13 protein-coding genes are annotated in these 19,425 nt (G+C 56.2%); 12 read left to right on the plus strand and 1 reads right to left on the minus strand.

Annotation, left to right across the window (positions count from 1 at the left end; translation table 11 throughout):
- Positions 1–226 precede the first annotated feature (226 nt).
- Positions 227–412, plus strand: coding sequence for an IS3 family transposase (locus F560_RS26635; protein ID WP_083932118.1), 186 nt, complete (start codon positions 227–229; stop codon positions 410–412).
- Positions 413–473: 61 nt separating this feature from the next.
- Here the strand turns inward: F560_RS26635 and F560_RS0117290 are convergent, their stop codons facing one another.
- A complete protein-coding gene (locus F560_RS0117290; RefSeq protein WP_019007021.1) occupies positions 474–1,229 on the minus strand; it encodes a MerR family transcriptional regulator in 756 nt (251 codons plus the stop codon).
- Between the two features lie 88 nt (positions 1,230–1,317).
- Here F560_RS0117290 and F560_RS0117295 point away from each other — a divergent pair, with 88 nt between their 5' ends.
- The 11 genes from F560_RS0117295 to F560_RS0117350 all read left to right on the plus strand — a co-directional run bounded on the left by F560_RS0117295 (position 1,318) and on the right by F560_RS0117350 (position 19,414).
- Positions 1,318–2,019, plus strand: coding sequence for a CPBP family intramembrane glutamic endopeptidase (locus tag F560_RS0117295; protein ID WP_019007022.1), 702 nt, complete (start codon positions 1,318–1,320; stop codon positions 2,017–2,019).
- Between the two features lie 551 nt (positions 2,020–2,570).
- Positions 2,571–4,907: a helix-turn-helix domain-containing protein gene (locus tag F560_RS0117300; RefSeq protein ID WP_019007023.1), complete on the plus strand. Its 2,337-nt coding sequence runs from the start codon at positions 2,571–2,573 to the stop codon at positions 4,905–4,907.
- A 220-nt stretch (positions 4,908–5,127) separates the two neighbouring features.
- Positions 5,128–6,102, plus strand: a complete 975-nt coding sequence (locus tag F560_RS0117305; RefSeq protein ID WP_019007024.1) for an ABC transporter permease — start codon at positions 5,128–5,130, stop codon at positions 6,100–6,102.
- Between the two features lie 13 nt (positions 6,103–6,115).
- Complete coding sequence (locus F560_RS0117310; protein ID WP_019007025.1) at positions 6,116–7,003, plus strand: carbohydrate ABC transporter permease; 888 nt, start codon at positions 6,116–6,118, stop codon at positions 7,001–7,003.
- Between the two features lie 59 nt (positions 7,004–7,062).
- A complete protein-coding gene (locus tag F560_RS0117315; RefSeq protein ID WP_019007026.1) occupies positions 7,063–8,634 on the plus strand; it encodes an extracellular solute-binding protein in 1,572 nt (523 codons plus the stop codon).
- Positions 8,635–8,707: 73 nt separating this feature from the next.
- A complete protein-coding gene (locus tag F560_RS0117320; protein ID WP_019007027.1) occupies positions 8,708–9,763 on the plus strand; it encodes a glycoside hydrolase family 88/105 protein in 1,056 nt (351 codons plus the stop codon).
- Positions 9,760–11,475, plus strand: a complete 1,716-nt coding sequence (locus tag F560_RS0117325) for a hypothetical protein (protein WP_019007028.1) — start codon at positions 9,760–9,762, stop codon at positions 11,473–11,475. The genes F560_RS0117320 and F560_RS0117325 overlap by 4 nt, the downstream gene beginning before the upstream one ends.
- 12 nt (positions 11,476–11,487) lie before the next feature.
- The gene (locus F560_RS23550; protein ID WP_019007029.1) at positions 11,488–14,400 is read left to right on the plus strand and encodes a sugar-binding protein; all 2,913 of its coding nucleotides are present in this window, start codon (positions 11,488–11,490) and stop codon (positions 14,398–14,400) included.
- A 121-nt stretch (positions 14,401–14,521) separates the two neighbouring features.
- Entirely contained in the window at positions 14,522–16,774 is a 2,253-nt protein-coding gene (locus tag F560_RS0117340) for an FAD-dependent oxidoreductase (protein WP_019007031.1), read from the plus strand.
- Positions 16,775–17,270: 496 nt separating this feature from the next.
- Positions 17,271–18,707 carry a group II intron reverse transcriptase/maturase gene (gene ltrA / locus F560_RS0117345; RefSeq protein WP_019007032.1) on the plus strand — a complete coding sequence of 479 codons (1,437 nt, stop codon included), beginning with the start codon at positions 17,271–17,273 and terminating at the stop codon, positions 18,705–18,707.
- Positions 18,708–18,904: 197 nt separating this feature from the next.
- Positions 18,905–19,414 (plus strand): hypothetical protein, encoded by a 510-nt coding sequence (locus F560_RS0117350; protein ID WP_019007033.1) that lies wholly within the window; start codon positions 18,905–18,907, stop codon positions 19,412–19,414.
- Positions 19,415–19,425: the final 11 nt, after the last annotated feature.

Here is a 19,425-nt window from a genome sequence, read left to right on the forward strand (position 1 = left end):
CGCTACTAGAGTGGACGATGAGAAAGTACAAAAGGTTCAGACAGCGACGCAAGCGGGCCTGGAATTGGCTCATACAGATTGCGAAGCGGGAACCCAAACTTTTCGTCCAATGGGAGAAGAATTATTTAAGTTGGGCTGGATAATGGGAGCCGGATGAGCCGAGAGGTTCAAGTCCGGTTCTGAGAGAGCCTGGGGGTGCGATCCCCCCGGGCTACTCAACGCTTGTATTGAGTCGTTTTATAGTGTGTTGAAAAAAGAACTCGTTTACCTGCATAAGTTCAAAACAAAGAAAGAAGCCAGGGAGAAGATTTTTGAGTACATCGCGTGCTTCTATAATGGAAGAACAATCCACTCTGCTATAGGGTATTTTACGCCAAATCAATACGAACGTATGTTTTGCCAAGCTGCGTAATTTTCTCGATTTTATGTGTCCAATCTATTGACTGAGGTCCAATGACCTCCAGATTGTTCTTTCAGATTTCCTCCCCTTTGGCGGTCTGTTTTTGCTGCTCCACATAGGCAATGCTTTGTTCCACAAACTGCAATACTTCTTCCGTCAGCGGATATAATCCCGATTCTTTGGCTGGAAGTTTGCGCACTTCCCAAAATTTATCCGCTAATGCCTGATCTCCGCCAAAGGTCTTGTGAGATAACTCGATGAGTTCTGCAGCAATCGCCAGCCCCTCCTCTGTTTGTGGACCAATGCCATGGGAAAGGCACCATTCGATACGACGCAGCAGAGATACATATTGCTGCGTCATCCGATCTCCGCTTTCCAAACGTGGCAGCGATTTGTGCAAAAATGCCTGTTCATCCTCCGTGAAGTAATCGACCCATCTTTTCGGCGTGGTATCCGCTTGTCGTACCAATTCGGACACGCGTTCCCAAGACAGTGAATCCTCCAAATCAACCATGTTGATGAGAGACACGGTATGGGCAATCTGTTTCTGTATGGTGACTAACTGGTCTTGCAGATAGTTATGATGGGCCACAAGCACTTCCCGATAAGACATTGTGTTCAGCAACCGGGAGATTTCATCAAGCGGCAACGCCAATGAACGCAGCAGCATAATTTTCTCAAGCCTGAACAGGTCCTCTTCGGAATAATATCGCTTGCCATGCTCATCCTTACTACTGGGACACAATAAACCAATCTGATCATAATAGCGCAACGTTCGAATCGAAATGTTGCGCTGTTTGGCCACTTGCCCAGTTGTCCATTTGTTCATGCCTATTCTCCTGACAAATAAATCTTGTGGGTGACGTTGCGTCACCCTGTATAGTCATTATATCAGACTTGTACTGGAGGATGAATGTATGCAAACAGCAGAACAATGGAAACACAATGATCCGTGGTCTTGGCGTGAATTCTCCGCCTTACTGCTTCTCGAATTCGGATTTGTCATTTTTGTCATCAAACACGGCGTGCAGTCCTTATACGAAAAATGGCTGAATGTTCCCCTTTATGCCGGTACGTTGACCGGTCTAACCATTGCGATTGTCCTGTTAGCCGGATTATATGTTATTGCCTTGCGCCCCCATGGACTGACGTGGCAGTCTGTAGGGGTACGCAGCTTTCCCTCAAGCTATTGGTCGCGGATCTTGATTTGGCTCCTGGTGCTTATTGCCCTCAGTATAGCAGCCGTCATGATCACCAGTTTATTCGGCAACAGTGTAGATAACAGCAAGACAGAAGCCCTCAAACAACAAGTTAACGGGTTCACTGTGTTAATCGGAATCGTGTCCGCTGGAATCATTTCACCGGTATATGAAGAGATTTTTTATCGCGGCTTTGTATACCGCTGGTTGCGAACACGCACAGGAGCAGGATGGAGTATTGTAATTAGCTCGCTAATCTTTACAGCGGCACATTATCCTACTTTCAATGCGATGCCAGTAAATTTTATCAGCGGGGTCGTCTTTGCCTGGACCTACGAACGTACTGGATCCGTGATTCCGGCCATGATCATTCACGGAGTATTCAATACAATAGCTGTCATCTTGACCGCATTCGCCTAAACAAAGCAGTAATCTAACGCAGTCTATCCCAAAGCAGTGTTATAGCCCCTAGTAGTGGTGTAAAATGGCACCGAGCTTCTTGACAAGGGAAGCCACGGTATGATTTCTACTAAAGTGACGCGACTCAGAAATAAATCTGGGTCACTCGGTAGAAATCGATTTTACACCACTTGACGGGACGCTTCCATATTTTAGAATACAAAAGTGACGAGGACACTCAAGGATAATAAAGCGGGGATATTTTATAAGTAATAATCCTTTCAATAATTTTTCTGAAGATTTTGAAAATAACCCTAAATCTATTTAGCTACTATCATGTTTGTTTCCTGTCGTTATTTTTGCCTCTTCGAGGTTGATGGAACTCGTTACCGTATGCCACTCGCACTTTCTTTTGTGCTCATCGGATTTTTTATATGACAGTTACCGGGCGCTTTTTTTCGCTCTTACTTTGTGACAAATATATTCATTTTAGCGTTAGCCCGCCTGCAAATATGCAGGATGGGCTAACGCTTCTCGCGTCGGTGCGCTACAATGGACATGAGGCGATCGACATGCGATGGAAAACGAGCTTATCGAATAAATTTATAGCGCTTTACGGCGCCATTTTCTTGATCGTAATCGGCATGACGTTCTGGCTTTCCTATATCGGTTCGACCGGTCGGCTGGAATCGGAAGTCAACTCTACGAATATCGCGCTCCTCAAGCAGGTCGACCAAAAAATCGAAATGGTCCTGAAGGAGCTCGACAAGGATTTGCTGAAGCTGAGCGAGGAGCTCGAATTCGTTTATTTTATGTATGACAGTTATTCGGACAATGCCCACAGATACAGCAATTATTACGGACTGAGCAACAAAATGAAAGGGCTTATGAATTCAGATCCGTATATTTCTTCCATTTACATCTACTCCGGCATCAGCGGAGAGGTGTTGACCGATCAGACGCTGATCGAAGGGCGGGATAATCCCGAGCTGCGCTGGCTCAGCGGATACATGGATATGGAGGGCTATTCCAAGTGGCTCACGACGCACCGGATCGGGGCAGGGACCAACGCCCGCAATGTCGTGACGCTGGTGCGCGTCTACCCGTCTGTCAGCAGTCCGGGCTATCGCAAGGGGCTGTTGGCCGTCAATATCGATGAGACGATGCTGTACAATTTGATCAAGGATGCGAACGGCGGACGGCTCGGCCATATCTTCGTGATCGATGTGGACGGGAATGTCGTTTCCCACGACGACAAAACGATGCTGTTTCAAAGTCTGAAAAACCAAAGCGATATGGTGCGGCTTCTGCAAGGCAAAACGGATACGGGTTACTTCCGGGTCAAGGAAAACGGGGAAGAAGAGACGATCTTCTATGCCGCGTCCAAATACACGGGATGGAAAATCGTCAGCATCGTACCGAAAGCGCAGATGAACCGCCCGATAACCGTGACGCGGAATTTGCTGCTCGTCCTGGCGTCTTTGATGTTTGCCGCAGCCATTTCCGCCGTTATTTTCGTCAACCGGTGGACCTTCCGGCCTCTGGATCGGGTGTTGGGAACCGTCAAACGGCGCTTTCTGCCGCAGAAGGCGAATCCGGATGCCGGCAGCCTGACGTTTCTCGAATCCGTGTTTGACGAGATGATGACGGACCGGGAGGCTCTCCAGAAGCAGGTTCGGGATTCGCGGCCTGCGTTGAAAATGCGGATGGTGTCCGATCTGCTGACCGGCTACCGCACGGAATACGCCGCCGTGAAGCATCGCCTGGAGTTTGCGGGCATCCGGCTGTACCCGGCCCATTATATCGTCTGCAGCGCGGAAATCAGCGGAGACAAGCAGGGGATGAGCCGAACGGATCTGATGCTGTATACGTATGCGCTCTGCAATATCGCCGAAGAATTGATCAACATGGAAAACCGGGGGGTCGCCGTCGAAATGAAGGACGGATTGGCGGCGATCATCATGAGCTTCGAAGGCGGCGATGCGGAGCAGAATCAAATGCGCGCTTTGGCGACCGCGGATTCGATCCGCGACATCATGAAGCGGCAGTTCGGCCTTACGGTCACGTTCGGCATCGGCGGATTTCGCTCCGCCATGAAAGACCTTTCCCAATCCTACGAAGAATCGCTCCGTGCGCTTGAGTACAAGATGGTGATGGGCGCGGGGGCGGTCGTCTCCATCGACGACGTTCAGCAGGCGAATGGCGGAGCGTATGACCGGATTTTGCAGCTTGCGGATACCGTCGTGGAATCGCTCAAGCAGGCGGACCGAAGCAGGCTGCTGGAATCGCTGCGGGCCGTGTTCGAGGAATCGGTGCGCAGCAGTTATTCGCCCGACATGATCCGGCAGCTTTGCTTCGATCTTATCCTTAAATCCTATAAAATGGCGGCGTCGATCGGATTGGACATGCGGCCGTACGCCGGCAAAATCACCGCAGTGCACGACCAGCTCAGCCAGTGCCGGGACTGGCGGGAAGCGCAGCAGGTGACGGAGGGGCTGCTCTGCCAGTTTCTTCAGATGGTGGTGGAGCGCCGGAATCAGCGGGGAAAGAACGATACCGTCGACAAAATTTTGGCCTATATCCATGAGCATTACAGACGCAGCGATCTTTCGCTGAACTTACTGGCCCAGCAGTTCCAGTTAACGCCGCCGTACGTCAGCAAGCTGTTCAAGGAACATACCGAACAGAACTTCATGGATTATTTGATTGCCATCCGAATGGAAGCGTCCAAAGAGCGGCTCGCGGACCGGAAATTAAAGATCGGCGAAATTGCCGAGGAAGTCGGGTATACGAATATCCACAGCTTTTTGCGGACGTTTAAAAAATATACGGGCATGACGCCGACGGAATACCGGGAATTGATTGCGGCTCACGCCTCCCCCGAAGCCTCCGGGCCGTTAGCGGAGTAAGGGCTTCTCCCATTGCGGGAGAGGCCCTTTTTTGCGCCGGATGACAGAAAAATCAAACCCGTATAAAAAAGTTACATCGCTCAATGGCAAGAAATGAGACCTCTTTTTAAAATCCTCAAATAGTCAATAAAGCGTTTACAGATTACGATTAGTCGTGCAGCCGTGTTGAAGGCGGCGAGAAGATTTGAACATCAGGATAGAGAATAAAGGGGTGTATAGCATGACGGGAAACGTTTCCCAAGCCGGTGCGGAGGCGGCCGCCTTTCATCCGCGTGCGGCGGAGCGAACCGGTTCGGTCTTCAAACGTCGCCTTTCGCGCGACAAATATTTATATCTGATGCTGGTGCCGGTTATCGGATATTATGTGGTCTTCAAATATGCACCGATGGTCGGCGAAGTGATCGCGTTTAAAGATTACCGCTTCGTGGACGGAATTTGGGGGAGCAAGTGGGTAGGACTCAAGCATTTTCGCATGCTGTTCGAAAGCTCGGACTTCTGGAAAATCTTGCGAAACACGCTGCTGCTGAACGTCTACAACCTGGTTTTCGGCTTTCCCGTTCCGATTGTCCTTTCCCTCATGCTGAACGAAGTCCGCAAAGAATGGTACAAGCGCACCGTGCAAAATTTGCTCTATGTGCCTCATTTCATTTCATGGGTTATTCTGGGCGGCATTTTCATTTCGCTGTTGTCGCCGAGCACCGGCGTCGTCAATTGGATTCTCCGATCGATGGGCATCGATCCGATCTATTTTATGGCGAGCACCACGTGGTGGCCGGTCGTATACACGCTGTCTTCGATTTGGCGGGAAGCCGGCTGGGGGACCATCCTGTATTTGGCGGCGATGGCGAATATCGATCCGCAGCTTTACGAGGCGGCCAAAATGGACGGAGCGTCGCGCTTGCGGCAAATCTGGCATATTACCCTGCCGGGGATTCGGGGAACGATGGCCATTTTGCTGATCTTGCGAATGGGACAAATGATGGACGTGGGCCTCGAACAAACGCTTGTGCTGCAAAACAGCGCCGTTCTCGAAGTGGGGGACGTGATCAGCACGTTCGTGTACCGGGTCGGGCTGCAGAACGCCAATTACAGCTACACGACGGCACTCGGCTTGTTTCAATCCGCGATCGGGTTCATTCTCGTGTTGAGCGTAAACCGGATCATCAAAAGCTTTGGGGAGAAAGGGTTATGGTAGGAGGAGGTAAGCGATGAAATCCCGCCGCAGCTTCAGCGCGAAAACGTACGCAGCCGTCAACTATGCGGCGCTCGGTCTGCTGTCCCTGTTCACGTTGTATCCGTTCTGGTACGAAGCGGCGTCCTCGTTCAGCAGCAGCAGAGCCATTACATCCGGCGAGGTGTTCCTGTGGCCGGTCGAGTTTAATACGGACGCCTACAAGCGGCTTTTGGACGATGGACAACTGCTCGTGTCGGCGAAGAACACCGTCCTGGTGACGGTAGTCGGCACGCTGCTCAATATGGCCATGACGGTGCTGGCCGCTTATCCGCTGTCGAAAAAAAGGCTCATGGGACGCGGCGGGCTGCTGCTGTTCATCACGTTTACGATGCTGTTTGTGTCGGGCATGATCCCGAATTTCATTCTGATCAAAACGCTGGGCCTTATAAATTCCTATTGGTCGCTTTGGCTGCCGGCCTTGATCAGCACCTACAATTTGTTCGTGATGAAGAGCTTTTTCGAAGGGCTGCCCGAGGAGATCGACGAGTCGGCCTCCATCGACGGCGCCAACGATTTGGCGATTTTGGCCAAAATCATTCTTCCGCTGTCCAAGCCCATATTAGCCGCGCTCTCGCTGTTTTACGCGGTAGGCTGGTGGAACTCGTATTTTCAGGTATTGCTCTATATTACCCGATCGACGAAACAAACCTTGATGGTGAAGCTCTACCAAATGATCAATCAGGTCGACGCGAGTCTGCTGAACAGCGCGGGAGGCAGCGAAGGAGCAAGCCAGGCGCTGCTGACGCCGGAGGCGATCAAGGCGGCGGCGATCGTGCTGTCGGTTACGCCGATTTTGTGCGTGTATCCGTTTTTGCAGCGCCATTTCGTCAAGGGCGTTTTGATCGGCTCGGTCAAAGGATGATGTCGGGAGGCATTCGCCTCTTGATATAAAACGAATTTGCTGAAGGGGAGAAAAACACGATGAGGCAGCAAAAACGCAAGACGGCAGCGGTGCTGTTGGCTTTGGCGGTATCGCTCGCGATGCTGGGCGCGTGCGGCAAGGACAGCGGCAAGTCCGCGCCCGCAGACGCGAAAGAAGCGAAGAAACCGGAAATCAGCGTTTCGATTTTCGACCGCGGCGAAGTGTCGGCGGAAGAGGGCAGCTACGAGAGCAACCGATGGACGAAATGGATCAACGAGAACGCGCCGGCGACGGTCAAGTGGATTCCGGTTCCGCGCAACCAGTCGCAGCAAAAGCTGAATACGCTTATCGCGGCGGGAGAAGCGCCCGACCTGATCTGGGAGTACGACCGCGCATACATCTCGACGTTGGCTTCGCAGGGCGCGATCCAGCCGATCGATCAATACATCGACAAGTACAGCACGAGCTACAAAGCTTATTTGCAAGCTCATCCGGAGCTGAAACCGTACCTGACGATCAACGGCAAGCTGTACGCCGTCGCCTCGGTGCGCGGCATCGACACGATCGCGAACCACGGCATGTGGATTCGCCAGGACTGGCTCGACAAGCTGGGGCTGAAAACGCCGACGACGATCGACGAGCTGCTGGATGCGGCCCGCAAGTTCAAAACGGACGATCCCGACGGCAACGGCAAAGCCGACACGTACGGAATCGTTTTTAACGCCAACGGCTATCAAATTATGCGCAGCCTGTTCTTCACCCACGAGAATCAGTGGTATTTGAACGACGGCAAGCTGGAATTCGGCCGGATCGCGGACCGTTATGCCGATGTGCTCGCGTTTGAGAAGACGCTGTTCGACGAAGGTCTGATCGATCAGGAATATATTACGGACAAAAACGCCCAACGCGCGAAGCAGTTCTGGACGACGGGCAAAGCCGGCATTTTCCTCGGATCGTGGGATATGCCGAACGAATACAGCGATTTGAAGAAAAACGATCCGTCGGCGAAGCCGGTGGCGCTCGAGCCGGTCGCAACCCCGTACGGCAAAAACGGTCTGTACCAGGAAAACGCGCCGTACATTTACGTGACGTTCAATAAAGACATGAAAGAACAGCAGGCCGAAGCGGCGGTCAAGTTCCTCGACTGGATGATCGACAAAGGCTGGCAGCCCCTCAAGCTGGGGGAGGAAAACGTCCACTACAAGCTGGTGAACGGCGTGCCGCAAACGATCGATCCGCAAAAGTTTCGCCAGGAAGTCTTTTATGCCCGCGAGTACGCCGTGCTGAACCAGTATAGCCCGAAACCCGAATGGTTCCCGATTATGGCCGCGCAGGACCCGATTTCGCAGGAATACGCCAAGGCCAAGGCCGATTCGCTGACTGTCGCCATGAAAAACAAATACCGCCGGGATATTCCGTTCAATCCGGATCTGCCGGAAGCGAACCAATTGATCTCCGCGTTCTCGCCGATCGCCGAGCAGATCGAGGCGAAGGTGGTCACGGGCGGAGCCCAGATGACGCCGCAGGCGGGGCTCGACGAGCTGCGCAAGGAATGGAAGCGGCTCGGCGGCGACAACGTCGAGAAGCTGGTGCAGGAATGGTATGACCAGAACAAAGCGGGCATGAAGTAATCCGCGGCCGCCCGGCTTTCGCCGAAGCGCCGCGGCCGGGCGGGCTGTCCGCATTCGAGATGAGGTGAACCGCATGAGCACCGCAAGAAATCATTCGCTGAGGGAGACGGCCGGACGCTTGTTCGCGTACATGACGGAAGATCACGCGGGCAACTGGGGACTGGATTTCGACCAGTGGGACTGGGTTCCGGGAGTGGGCGTCATCGCGATTCGGGATTATTACGAGAGCACGGGCCGTACCGATGCGATGGATTTTCTCGTCCGTTGGGCGGAGAAAAACCGGGGCAAAGCGGGCGGCAGCCGGGCCGTCAATGCGATGGCGCCCTTTGCCGTGTTCCCCGAACTGCATCGTCATACGTCGGACGTCCTGTACCGGGATCTGGCGCTTGCGGCGGGAGAATGGCTGCTTAGGGAAGCCCCGCGCACCCGGGAAGGCGCTTTGGAGCATACGGTCACGGAAGCCGTCCAGTTCGCCGAGCAGGTATGGGCGGACACGGTGTTTATGGCCGTCCTGCCGCTGTCCGAGATGGCCAAGTCATACGGCAACCGCGCCTTCGCGGAAGAAGCGCTTCGCCAGCTGCTGCTGCATTACCGATTGCTTCGCGACGAGGAAAGCGCCGTTCTGTTCCACGGCTGGAACTGCGCGGCCGGGAATCATATGTCGGCGGCCCGCTGGACGCGCGCCAACGCATGGATCGCGCTTGCGACGCCGATGATCCTGGACAATATCCGCGGCCTGGTCCCGATTCCGCCGGAAGCGTCGGACGGTTACCGGCGTCTGATTGACGGCTTGCTCGCGTTTGCGCAGCCGAGCGGTCTATGGCCGACGGTGCTGGACCGCAGCGGCTTTTATCCGGAAACGTCCGGGAGCGCGGGCATTGCGGCGGGTATTCTCCGGGGCGTCCGGAGCGGGTGGCTGGAGCCTTCCATGCGCGTCCATTCCGAAAGAACGATTGACGCGGTCACGGCCGCGGTCGATGAGCGGGGCGAGGTGCGCGGCGTATCCGGCGGAACGCCGGTCCTGGAAAGCGTTGAAGCGTACAACGCGATTCCGCAATACCCTACGCTGTACGGCCAAGGGCTTGCCCTTATGCTGGTTTCCGAAGCGCTGCGGGGGGAAGGGGAATGAATCCGGGCCACAGGGATGCCTTCGTCCGGGCCGTGGAGGCCATGCATGCGGATTACAACGAGCCGATCCGGATGCTGCGCCGTCCGTTCAAAAGTCCGGGTTACCATACGACCATCCGATCCGCCGAATTTGTGCATCCGATCCGGGAGACGCTCGATTATGCGCTCGCTCTGCTGGACGGCGAATTCGCCGCTTACCGGCAGCGGTCATGGGACATTCTGGCGAACATAGTATCGCTTCAGGATCAAGATCCCGCCTCGCCTACGTTCGGCATCTGGCCCTGGTTTTACGAGGAGCCGATCGAGCGGATGGCGCCTCCGGACTGGAACTGGGCCGATTTCTGCGGCAAGCGCTTGCTCTTTGCCGCGATTCGGCACGGCTCCGCTTTTCCGTCCGATTTGTCCGAAGCCGTCCGGAGGGCGGTGTTGAACAGCTGCGAAGCGATCCGCAGGCGGAATGTCGGTCCGGAATATACGAACATCGCGATCATGGGGGCGCTCGTTACGCTCGTCGCCGGAGAACATTACGCGGTCCCGGGCTTTGCCGAATACGGACTGAAGCGGCTGGAGCGGTTTTACGAGTATACCCGGGAACGGGGAACCTTTAACGAATACAACAGCCCGACCTACAGCCTGGTCGCCATCGAGGAATTGTCGGGTCTGGCCGCCTATGCGCAAAACCCGTCGGCGCGCAGATGGACGGAGGAGCTTCTGGACATGGCCTGGCGGATGGTGGCCGTTCACTTTCACCCGCTGCTGAAGCAGTGGTCCGGGCCGCACGGCAGGGCATACGATACGCTGCTGCCGGATGCCAAACTTTCCTTCCTGCAATTGGCATGCGGCGGGGACGTCGAGCTGGCGGCTAGCGAGCGCTTCGTGTTCGAGCCGCCTTGGTTCGGCTTGAATATAAGCTGTCCTAAGCCGTATCGCGGTTGGTTCCGCGCCTATGACGGCGTGCGGGAGATCCGGCAGTTGGTGAACCGGGGATCGGACGGGTCGCAGGACAGATGGGCTGTTATGCATATGGAAGAACGTTTTTCGTTGGGCACGTTCACGCAGAACATCATGTGGAATCAGTGCCGCAATATGCTGGCTTACTTCGGGGTAGGCCCGGAAGCGTGCGCCTATGCGCGTCTGCGCGTGCTGCACGACGGCTACGATTTTTGCTCCGCCGTGTTCCGAAGCGAGCAGCGGGAAGGTCATGTGCTGTTCGGCATCCAGTTTGCGACGGACGGCGGCGGCCGTCATCCGGCATTGGACCCGACGCAAGGGAAGATCGCGGCTTCCGATCTGCGCGTAAGACTGGAAATCGGCGGCATAACGGAAGGAATGGAAGCGTATGCCGAAGGCGCGCAGGCAGGGCTGCGCGGGGAGAACCTTCATCTGGCCGTACGGACGCTGGCCGCGGCTTGGGACGGACGGCGAGGCTTCGAGTGGGAGCTGGCTCAGGAAGACGGGAGGATACACCTTGATTTTGTCTTTTATTCCGGGCCTGCGGCTACGATCGATTTGCGTACCGTGACCGAAGCCGGCGCGATCTTTGCGTTTGCGATTTCGGAGCGCGCTCCCGTCTTCGACGCGGACGTGGAAGAGAAAGACGGCTTTATCCGCGCCCATTGGCGCATTCCGGGCAGGGCGCCGGCAAGCCTGCGCATCCGTATGCGTCCGGACGAACATCATCGGCTGCTGCTTGATCCGACTTCATTCATTTAAGGAGGATGAACGATGAACGGTCGCAAGGTTCGATTTCGGATGCTGATCTGGCTGCTCACGGCGGCGTTGCTGCCTGCATTCGGAGCGCCCGTCCGCGCGGAGACCGCCCGCATTGTCGATCCGCTGAACGATTTCAGCCTCACGTACAAGCATTCGTGGAACGTCGGGCTGGACTCGTCCAACCCGGGCAATTTCGGCAACGATACGGCAAGGGCGGTTCGAAACACCACCGATCCCGGCTACTTTACCTATCAACTGGATACGGACGTGCAGCATTTTACGGTGGGCGCTTATTTTTGGACGGGAACGCCGGTCGTCGATCTCCGTTTTTTCGTCTCGCCCGACGGCGTAACCTACACGGAGTTTCCGGTTGCCGCGTACCCGTCCGGCAAGCCCGTGCAGAGCTGGCAGTTGTTCGTGTACGAAGGCGAAGGGCTTCCGGCTGGAACGAGGTACTTGAAACTTCAGTTGGAAGGCGCGGCCAAAGCGTGGACGCCGCAGGTTTCGAAGGTCATGATCAATGCGGGCACCGCTTCCGTTCAGGCGGATATTCCTTCGGGAACGATCCTGGACGGACCGGCGAAGCTGACGTTGTCCGCATCGGCGCCGGGGGCCGCGATTTATTACAAACGGGACACCGACGCGCAATACACGCCGTACCAAGGGCCGATCGACATTGCATCCCAAACGGGCATCGATGCTTATGCGCAGGCGGACGGTCTCGAACCGAGTTATCCGAAAACATTCAGATACTTTATGAAGTCGGATTTGCTGGTCGACCGCTACGGACAATCGATCAAAACGCCGTTTGCCGATAAAGTGTCGTCCGATCAGGAGCTTCAGGACGATCTTGAGCGGGACCGGACGTATTACGGGAGCTTGGCCGTTCCGGACGACCGGGACGGCTACGGCGGTTTGCTAGGCAGCGCGGCGGACTACGGTTTGCAAAAGACGGGCTTTTTCGCGATTCAGCAGGCAGGCGGACGGACGGTGATGACGGACCCGGACGGCAATATCTTTTTCAGCCTCGGCGTAAACGGGATTACGGCCAATGAAACATATACGCAAGTGACGGGAAGGGAAGGCATTTACGAATGGATTCCTTCGTTTACGGGGCCGTTCGCAACGGCTTTCCGCGGCAATCCGAACGACTTCTCCTATTTCCTCGCCAATCGGATCAAGAAGACGGAACAGCCGTACGATGCGAACGCCTTCTTTGCGGAGGCCGTGGACCGGCTGCGCAAGTGGGGCTTCAATACGGCCGGCGCGTGGTCGGGGAGCACCGCTTCGGCGCAGCATTTTCCCTACGCGAAAATGCTGCCTTCGTCATCCGATATGGCGTGGGCTCAGGTGGATGGCCTGCATTATTTCGACATTTTCGCCGACGGGGCCGAACAGAAAATCGACGATGCGTTTGCGGCAAAGCTTCCGGCATGGAAGGACGACCCTTACTTGATCGGGTATTTCATGGAAAACGAGATTCACTTCCACAAAATCGCAAGCGCCATTCCCGCAGCCAAGGCGAGCAAGGTGGCCTCCAAGCGCAGGCTGGTCGATCTGTTGAAGGAAAAATACAACGGGGATATTGCAGCCTTTAATACCGCTTGGAACACGAATGCGGCCGATTTTTCCGAGCTGTACGAAGCGCCGCTTAGCGCAGGAACGCCGCAGGCGCTGGATGATATGTACGACTTCATCGGGCTGTATGCGGATACGCTCTACGGCACGGTGGCCAAAGTATTCCGCAAATACGATCCGAACCATCTGCTGCTGGGCGACCGCTGGCTGATCGGAGCGGTGCGCAACGAGCGCTTGCGCGACCTATTGGCGGAGACGGCGGGAAAATATTTCGACGCGATCAGCATCAATTATTACGACCGGAACCTGGATACCGATTTTCTGCGCAGCGTCCATGACAAGTCCGGCGGCAAGCCCGTGCTGATTACCGAATTTAATTACGGCACGTCGGACCAGGGCTTGAACGGCGGCGTCGTTTCGGTCGAAACGCAGGACGAACGCCAGCTCCGGTACCGCAATTACGTCGAGCAGGCTGCGTCCCTCGGCTTCGTCATCGGCACGCATTGGTTCAACTACGTCGATCAGCCGCTCACCGGACGCTGGTGGGAGGGATATACGGGAGAACGGTATAACACCGGCCTTGTCAACGTCGCCGATCGACCGTACAAAACGTTCCTGCAAGGCGTCAAAACAAGCAACGACGATATTTACAGCGTGCTCCTCGGCCAGCGGCCGCCGTTCCATTACGACTTCGGCGATCCGGTGTCGGGGGAGCCCCAATCGATCGACATTCCGCATCTGAACATTCCGCCGGTCATCGACGGCAACGGAGACCCGGCGTTCGAAGATGTTCCCGCCGTGCAGCTGACCGCTGCCAACCGCGTTGTCGGCGCGGGCGGCGATGACATTCAGGCGGAATACCGCTTTGGCTGGGACGAATCGAATTTGTATGTGCTGGCGCAGGTGCGGGAACCGACTCCGATGCTGAACAGCTACCGCAACAGCAGCGTCTGGAAGGGCGACGGCGTCGAACTGTTCGTCGGTCCCGAGGACATCCAAATTCGCGAAGGGCTGCTGTCCAAAGACCGGCAGCTGATCATGAGCGCCGCCGTTGCGAACGGAAGCCCCTACTGGCGATGGTTCAATACGAGCGAACAGGCGGACATCCGCATGGCGGTGCAGCCGATGGACGGCGGCAGCGGCTATACGCTGGAAGCGGCGGTGCCGTGGACGGCGCTTAACGTCAATCCGGCCCAAGGAAAAGAGATGCTGTTCGATTTCGGTTTTGACGACAGCGAGGACGGGATCACCCGGATGCGGCAGTATATGTGGAACGGCACCGATGCCAATTCCGGGGACAGGGGACTGTGGGGAAATGCGGTGTTGGCCGGACCTGCGGACATGTAAGGGGGCAAAGCGAAGAACCTGCATGCGATTTGCCGGAAGGCACGGATGCGGAAACGCTGAACAACCGTTTCGTTTGTCGTTCGGTGTATGACCTGATTTCGCCGGAATGGAGTGGATGGCAGTGAAGCATGAGGTTGTCGAATCGGATATAACGGTCGTCGGAGGCGGGTTGGCCGGTGTCTGTGCGGCGGTGGCCGCAGCAAGGCTCGGACAATCGGTGTCGCTTGTGCAGAACCGCCCTGTGCTTGGAGGCAATTCGAGCAGCGAGGTGCGCGTATGGGTATGCGGCGCGACCGCTCACGGCACGCACAGATATGCGCGCGAAACGGGAATTATGGGGGAAATGTTCATTGAAAACCAGTTCCGCAACATCGACGGCAACCCGTATATTTGGGATCTCGTGGTGCTGGAGACGGTGCTTGCCGAGCCCAACATCCGGCTGTTCCTGAACACGGACGTGCATGAGGCGGAGGCGGACGGCGACGGGGAAAACCGGACGATTCGCTCGGTGACCGGCTGGATGATGGGCTCGGAGCGGAAGATCCGGTTTGAAAGCAAACTGTTTCTCGATTGTACCGGGGACGGGCTGATCGGTTTTATGGCCGGAGCGAAATACCGGATCGGGCGCGAAGCGCGGCACGAATACAACGAAGATTGGGCGCCGCTTGCCGCCGACGACATTACGCTTGGCAGCACGCTGTTGTTTTACACGAAAGACGCGGGCCATCCGGTCAAGTACGTGCCGCCCCGCTTTGCCAAGGACATTGCGCAAACGACGATTCCGATGAAGCGGGTCATCCGAAGCGGCGACAACGGCTGCGCGTACTGGTGGATCGAATGGGGCGGGGAGCTCGATACGGTGCACGACAACGAGCGCATCCGCGACGAGTTGTGGTCGGTTATTTACGGCATTTGGGATTACATTAAAAACTCGGGCAAGTTCGACGCCGACAATATGACGCTCGAATGGGTAGGCGCGGTGCCGGGCAAACGGGAGTACCGCCGTTTTGTCGGCGATTACGTGCTGAACCAGAACGACATTGTGGCGCAGCGGCTGTTCGACGACCGCGTCGCGTTCGGCGGCTGGTCGATCGACCTGCATCCGCCGCAGGGGGTGTACTCGACGGAGAGCGGCTCCAAGCATATGCACATGGACGGCAATTACCATATCCCGTTCCGCTCACTCTACTCCGTCAATGTGGCCAACCTGCTGTTCGCCGGCCGAAATATCAGCGCCACCCACGTCGCGTTCGGGACGACGCGCGTGATGGCGACGTGCGCGATCATGGGCGAAGCCGCCGGTACCGGCGCTGCGCTGTGCGTGCAGAAAGGCGTGACGCCGCGCGAGCTGCATGCCCGCCACATGCGCGAGCTGCAGCAGGTTCTGCTGCGCCAGGACGCATCGGTTCTCGGCCTGCGGAACGAGGACCCGGACGATTTGGCGCGCGCGGCGGCGGCAATCGCCTCGAGCACGCTGACACGGTTGGCCGTCGAGCGCTCGGCCGAGACGTTTCCGCTTGCCTCGGACGTTGGCTTGCTCGTACCGGTGGAGCCTGCGCTGGACGGGCTCGAGCTTCTGATCGACGCGTCCGCCGACACGGAGCTGGCCGCCGAGCTTTGGAGCACCGGCCGCCCCGAAAACTATGTGCCTCATACGCTGCAGGCGTCCGCCGCCGTCAAGGTAGCAAAAGGCGAAAAACAATGGGTGAGACTGAACCTCTCCTGGCGGCCGGACACGGCGCAGAACGCGTTTATCGTGATCAAGGCGAACGCAAGCGTCGCGATTCACGTTTCCGACCGGCCGTTGACCGGAGTGCTCTGCTTCCAGAAAGGAGCGGAGCCGCTTGCGGCCAAAGAGCTGGAAAACCATCGGCTCGAACAGCCGGTCGTACAGTGGAGCATGCGCCGGTTCGTCCGCAGGCCGTTCTGTTTCCGCGTAACGTCGCCGACCGAAGCGTTTGCGCCGGCAAAAGCGATCGACGGCTATCACCGGCCGTACGGCGGCCCCCACATGTGGTCTTCGGCGGAAATGGCCGACGGCAGGCCGGAATGGCTCGAACTGAGTTGGCCGCGGCCGGTCACCGTGCGCACCGTGCAGGTGACGTTCAACGACGATGTAAACGAGGACTTGATCAACCTGCATCATCATCGGACGCCCTTCGAGGTTATCCCGGAGTTGGCCAGAGATTACCGGATCGAAGCCTATGTCGGCGGGCTGTGGACGACGGTCGCCGAAGACCGAAGCAATTACAAGCGCAGGCGCATCCACAAGTTGGACGGCTCGGTTGTAACCGACCGGCTCCGCCTGGTCATCGAGTCGACTAACGGCGGCCCCCGTGCCGAAGTGGTGGAGATTCGGGCGTACGAGAAGTAAATCCTCATATCGCGCCGCACCGCCTCTCGCGCCGGTCTCCCTGCGGCATATCGAACGCGCAGGACCCAGAGGTCCGGCGCGTTTTTTTGTACGCCCAGCATGGGCGTCATCTCTACGGTGAAAGTCCGGAATGGGGGCTGGCGAGCGCCTACCATTAGCCGAGGGCAAGGGTGTCGGCCGCGAGGCCGAATCTGAAGGAAGCCTAAGGCAAACGCACGGGTCAAGGTACACGAACTGGATTTGAGGCAGGGCCAGTCGGATGAGTTGCCAAAACACAACGAAATCCAAAGCCGCCAAGGGCTAGTCCTGTAGACTTGGGTGGTCGCGGGCAGACAGATGACGTTCTTATCTGGGGAGGCCTGCGGAATACGCGAAGAGACTTCGTAACCGCAACCGGGAGGTTGCGCTGAACCCGCAGGAGTCAGCAGAGGCCATAGTACGCGAGTACGGGACGCCGGAAAGCGGAAGGGCCGAACCGAAAGGAGAGAGGAAGCCGATGCGTTCGAGTGAAGAGCGAAGAAAGCAGAAGATCCCGCAAGGGAGCTGCCGACAGGGAGCAGCGGTGAAGCCGCAAGGGCCTGTTGGAGCGCGGAGTTCTGCACCGGCACAAGTCGAACCTTCCTCTCGCGAAGGCCATTGGGACTTGCTGGAACGCATGCTGGACAGGGATAACCTGCGGCTCGCGTACAAACGAGTCGTCCGGAACGGAGGAGCACCGGGGGTGGACGGAGTGACGGTGGCGGCACTGCAATCGTACCTGAACACCCACTGGGACCGTGTGAAGAACGAACTCCTTGCGGGGACATACAGACCAGCACCCGTCAGGCGGGTGGAAATCCCCAAACCCGGAGGCGGCGTACGGCTGCTCGGCATCCCGACCGTTATGGACCGCTTTCTCCAGCAGGCGCTTCTGCAAGTGATGAATCCGATCTTTGACGCTCACTTTTCATGGTACAGCTACGGCTTTCGGCCGGGGAAGAGGGCGCATGACGCGGTAATGCAGGCACAACGGTACATCCGTGACGGCTACAGATGGGTGGTGGACCTCGATCTGGAGAAGTTCTTTGATCGGGTGAACCACGACATGCTCATGGCAAGGGTAGCAAGGAAAGTGAAGGACAAGCGCGTCCTGAAACTGATCCGGGCGTATCTGAATGCCGGAGTGATGATCAACGGAGTGTGCCAGAGAACGGAAGAAGGAACACCGCAAGGCGGGCCGCTCAGCCCGCTATTGGCGAACATCCTGCTGGACGATCTGGACAAGGAACTGACCAGACGCGGACTGAGATTTGTCCGCTATGCGGATGACTGCAACATCTTCGTAGCCAGCAAACGTGCCGGGGAACGTGTCATGGAATCGGCGATTCGCTTTCTGGAGGGGAAGCTGAAACTGAAGGTGAACCGGGACAAAAGTGCGGTGGACCGCCCATGGAAGCGCAAATTTCTGGGCTTCAGCTTTCTGTCGGACAAAGAGGCGACGATTCGGCTCGCCCCGAAAACCATCTCCCGATTCAAGGAGAGGGTACGGGAGATCACGAGCCGTTCGCGCCCTATTCCGATGGAAGAGCGAATCCGACGATTGAATCAGTACACCATGGGATGGGTCAGTTATTTCCGGCTGGCATCGATGAAGAACCATTGTGAGCGGTTCGATCAGTGGATTCGCCGAAGGCTGAGGATGTGCTTGTGGAAGCAATGGAAACGGGTAAGAACCCGAATCCGTGAATTACGGGCACTGGGGGTGCCGGATTGGGCATGCTTCGCCATGGCCAACTCCCGACGCGGACCGTGGGAAATGTCCCGGAACATCAATAATGCCCTCCCGACTTCCTACTGGGAAGCGAAAGGGCTGAAAAGCATGCTTACTCGCTACATGGTACTTCGTCAACCTTTTGGAACCGCCTGGTGCGGACCCGCATGCCAGGTGGTGTGAGAGGACGGGGGTTAACCGCCTCCTCCTACTCGATTATTTTACAATGGCGTTGGATTCGTTTCTGTTTTTTGGATTTTATTGGCACCTCTTCTCTTATTTATTATACTAAAAGCAAGAATGACGAATAAAGTCATGGGCTAAAAGGTCCGAAATGCTCTACATAACGACCGGCGGATATGAATATCGGAGGGATTGCCATGAGAACATGGGTCAAACATCAAGATCCCCATAATAAGTATGGGGCGACATTTACTTTGGGAGACAGAAATATCGAATTGCCCCCGGGTGCGGTAATTTCCGTTACTAGAGGGGAACAATTCAATATTCCGAGACTGATCATCAATGGAATATTGAATCAATTCATTATGAAAAGAATGATCAAGAATGAAGACTTGTTATATGCGGAGCTGACGGGTCAACTGCAAGGAGGAACGGGTCAAACCATGACCGTTTGGAAGGACGCAAAGTGTATGAATCGATTCAGGACCAGAGGGTTCCACCAGTTCGCCCGTAAATTTTTTAGCTGGGTGTTTTATAGCGGTAAAGTGCAGTCCTATTTTTTAACGTGGGAACATCAGGGACCGCTTCCTTCTCCCGAAGAAATTACGTCCTTCGTCAAAACATACGGCCGGCATTTCGATGGGGGCAAGTTGGTTAAGAAAGCCAATCCTCCCAAAAAGCAGAGCCTGAACGAAATTGTCAGTTAGGGGGAATACCG

The sequence above is a fragment of the Cohnella laeviribosi DSM 21336 genome (genome assembly GCF_000378425.1).
GTDB classification, from domain to species: Bacteria; Bacillota; Bacilli; order Paenibacillales; family Paenibacillaceae; genus Cohnella; species Cohnella laeviribosi.

Bases quoted from the DNA above. Each gene is read 5' to 3' on its own strand.
- F560_RS0117290 (WP_019007021.1), bottom strand. From the start codon at position 1,229: ATGAACAAATGGACAACTGGGCAAGTGGCCAAACAGCGCAACATTTCG.
- F560_RS0117295 (WP_019007022.1), top strand. From the start codon at position 1,318: ATGCAAACAGCAGAACAATGGAAACACAATGATCCGTGGTCTTGGCGT.
- F560_RS0117300 (WP_019007023.1), top strand. From the start codon at position 2,571: ATGCGATGGAAAACGAGCTTATCGAATAAATTTATAGCGCTTTACGGC.
- F560_RS0117305 (WP_019007024.1), top strand. From the start codon at position 5,128: ATGACGGGAAACGTTTCCCAAGCCGGTGCGGAGGCGGCCGCCTTTCAT.
- F560_RS0117310 (WP_019007025.1), top strand. From the start codon at position 6,116: ATGAAATCCCGCCGCAGCTTCAGCGCGAAAACGTACGCAGCCGTCAAC.
- F560_RS0117315 (WP_019007026.1), top strand. From the start codon at position 7,063: ATGAGGCAGCAAAAACGCAAGACGGCAGCGGTGCTGTTGGCTTTGGCG.
- F560_RS0117320 (WP_019007027.1), top strand. From the start codon at position 8,708: ATGAGCACCGCAAGAAATCATTCGCTGAGGGAGACGGCCGGACGCTTG.
- F560_RS0117325 (WP_019007028.1), top strand. From the start codon at position 9,760: ATGAATCCGGGCCACAGGGATGCCTTCGTCCGGGCCGTGGAGGCCATG.
- F560_RS23550 (WP_019007029.1), top strand. From the start codon at position 11,488: ATGAACGGTCGCAAGGTTCGATTTCGGATGCTGATCTGGCTGCTCACG.
- ltrA (WP_019007032.1), top strand. From the start codon at position 17,271: ATGCGTTCGAGTGAAGAGCGAAGAAAGCAGAAGATCCCGCAAGGGAGC.
- F560_RS0117350 (WP_019007033.1), top strand. From the start codon at position 18,905: ATGAGAACATGGGTCAAACATCAAGATCCCCATAATAAGTATGGGGCG.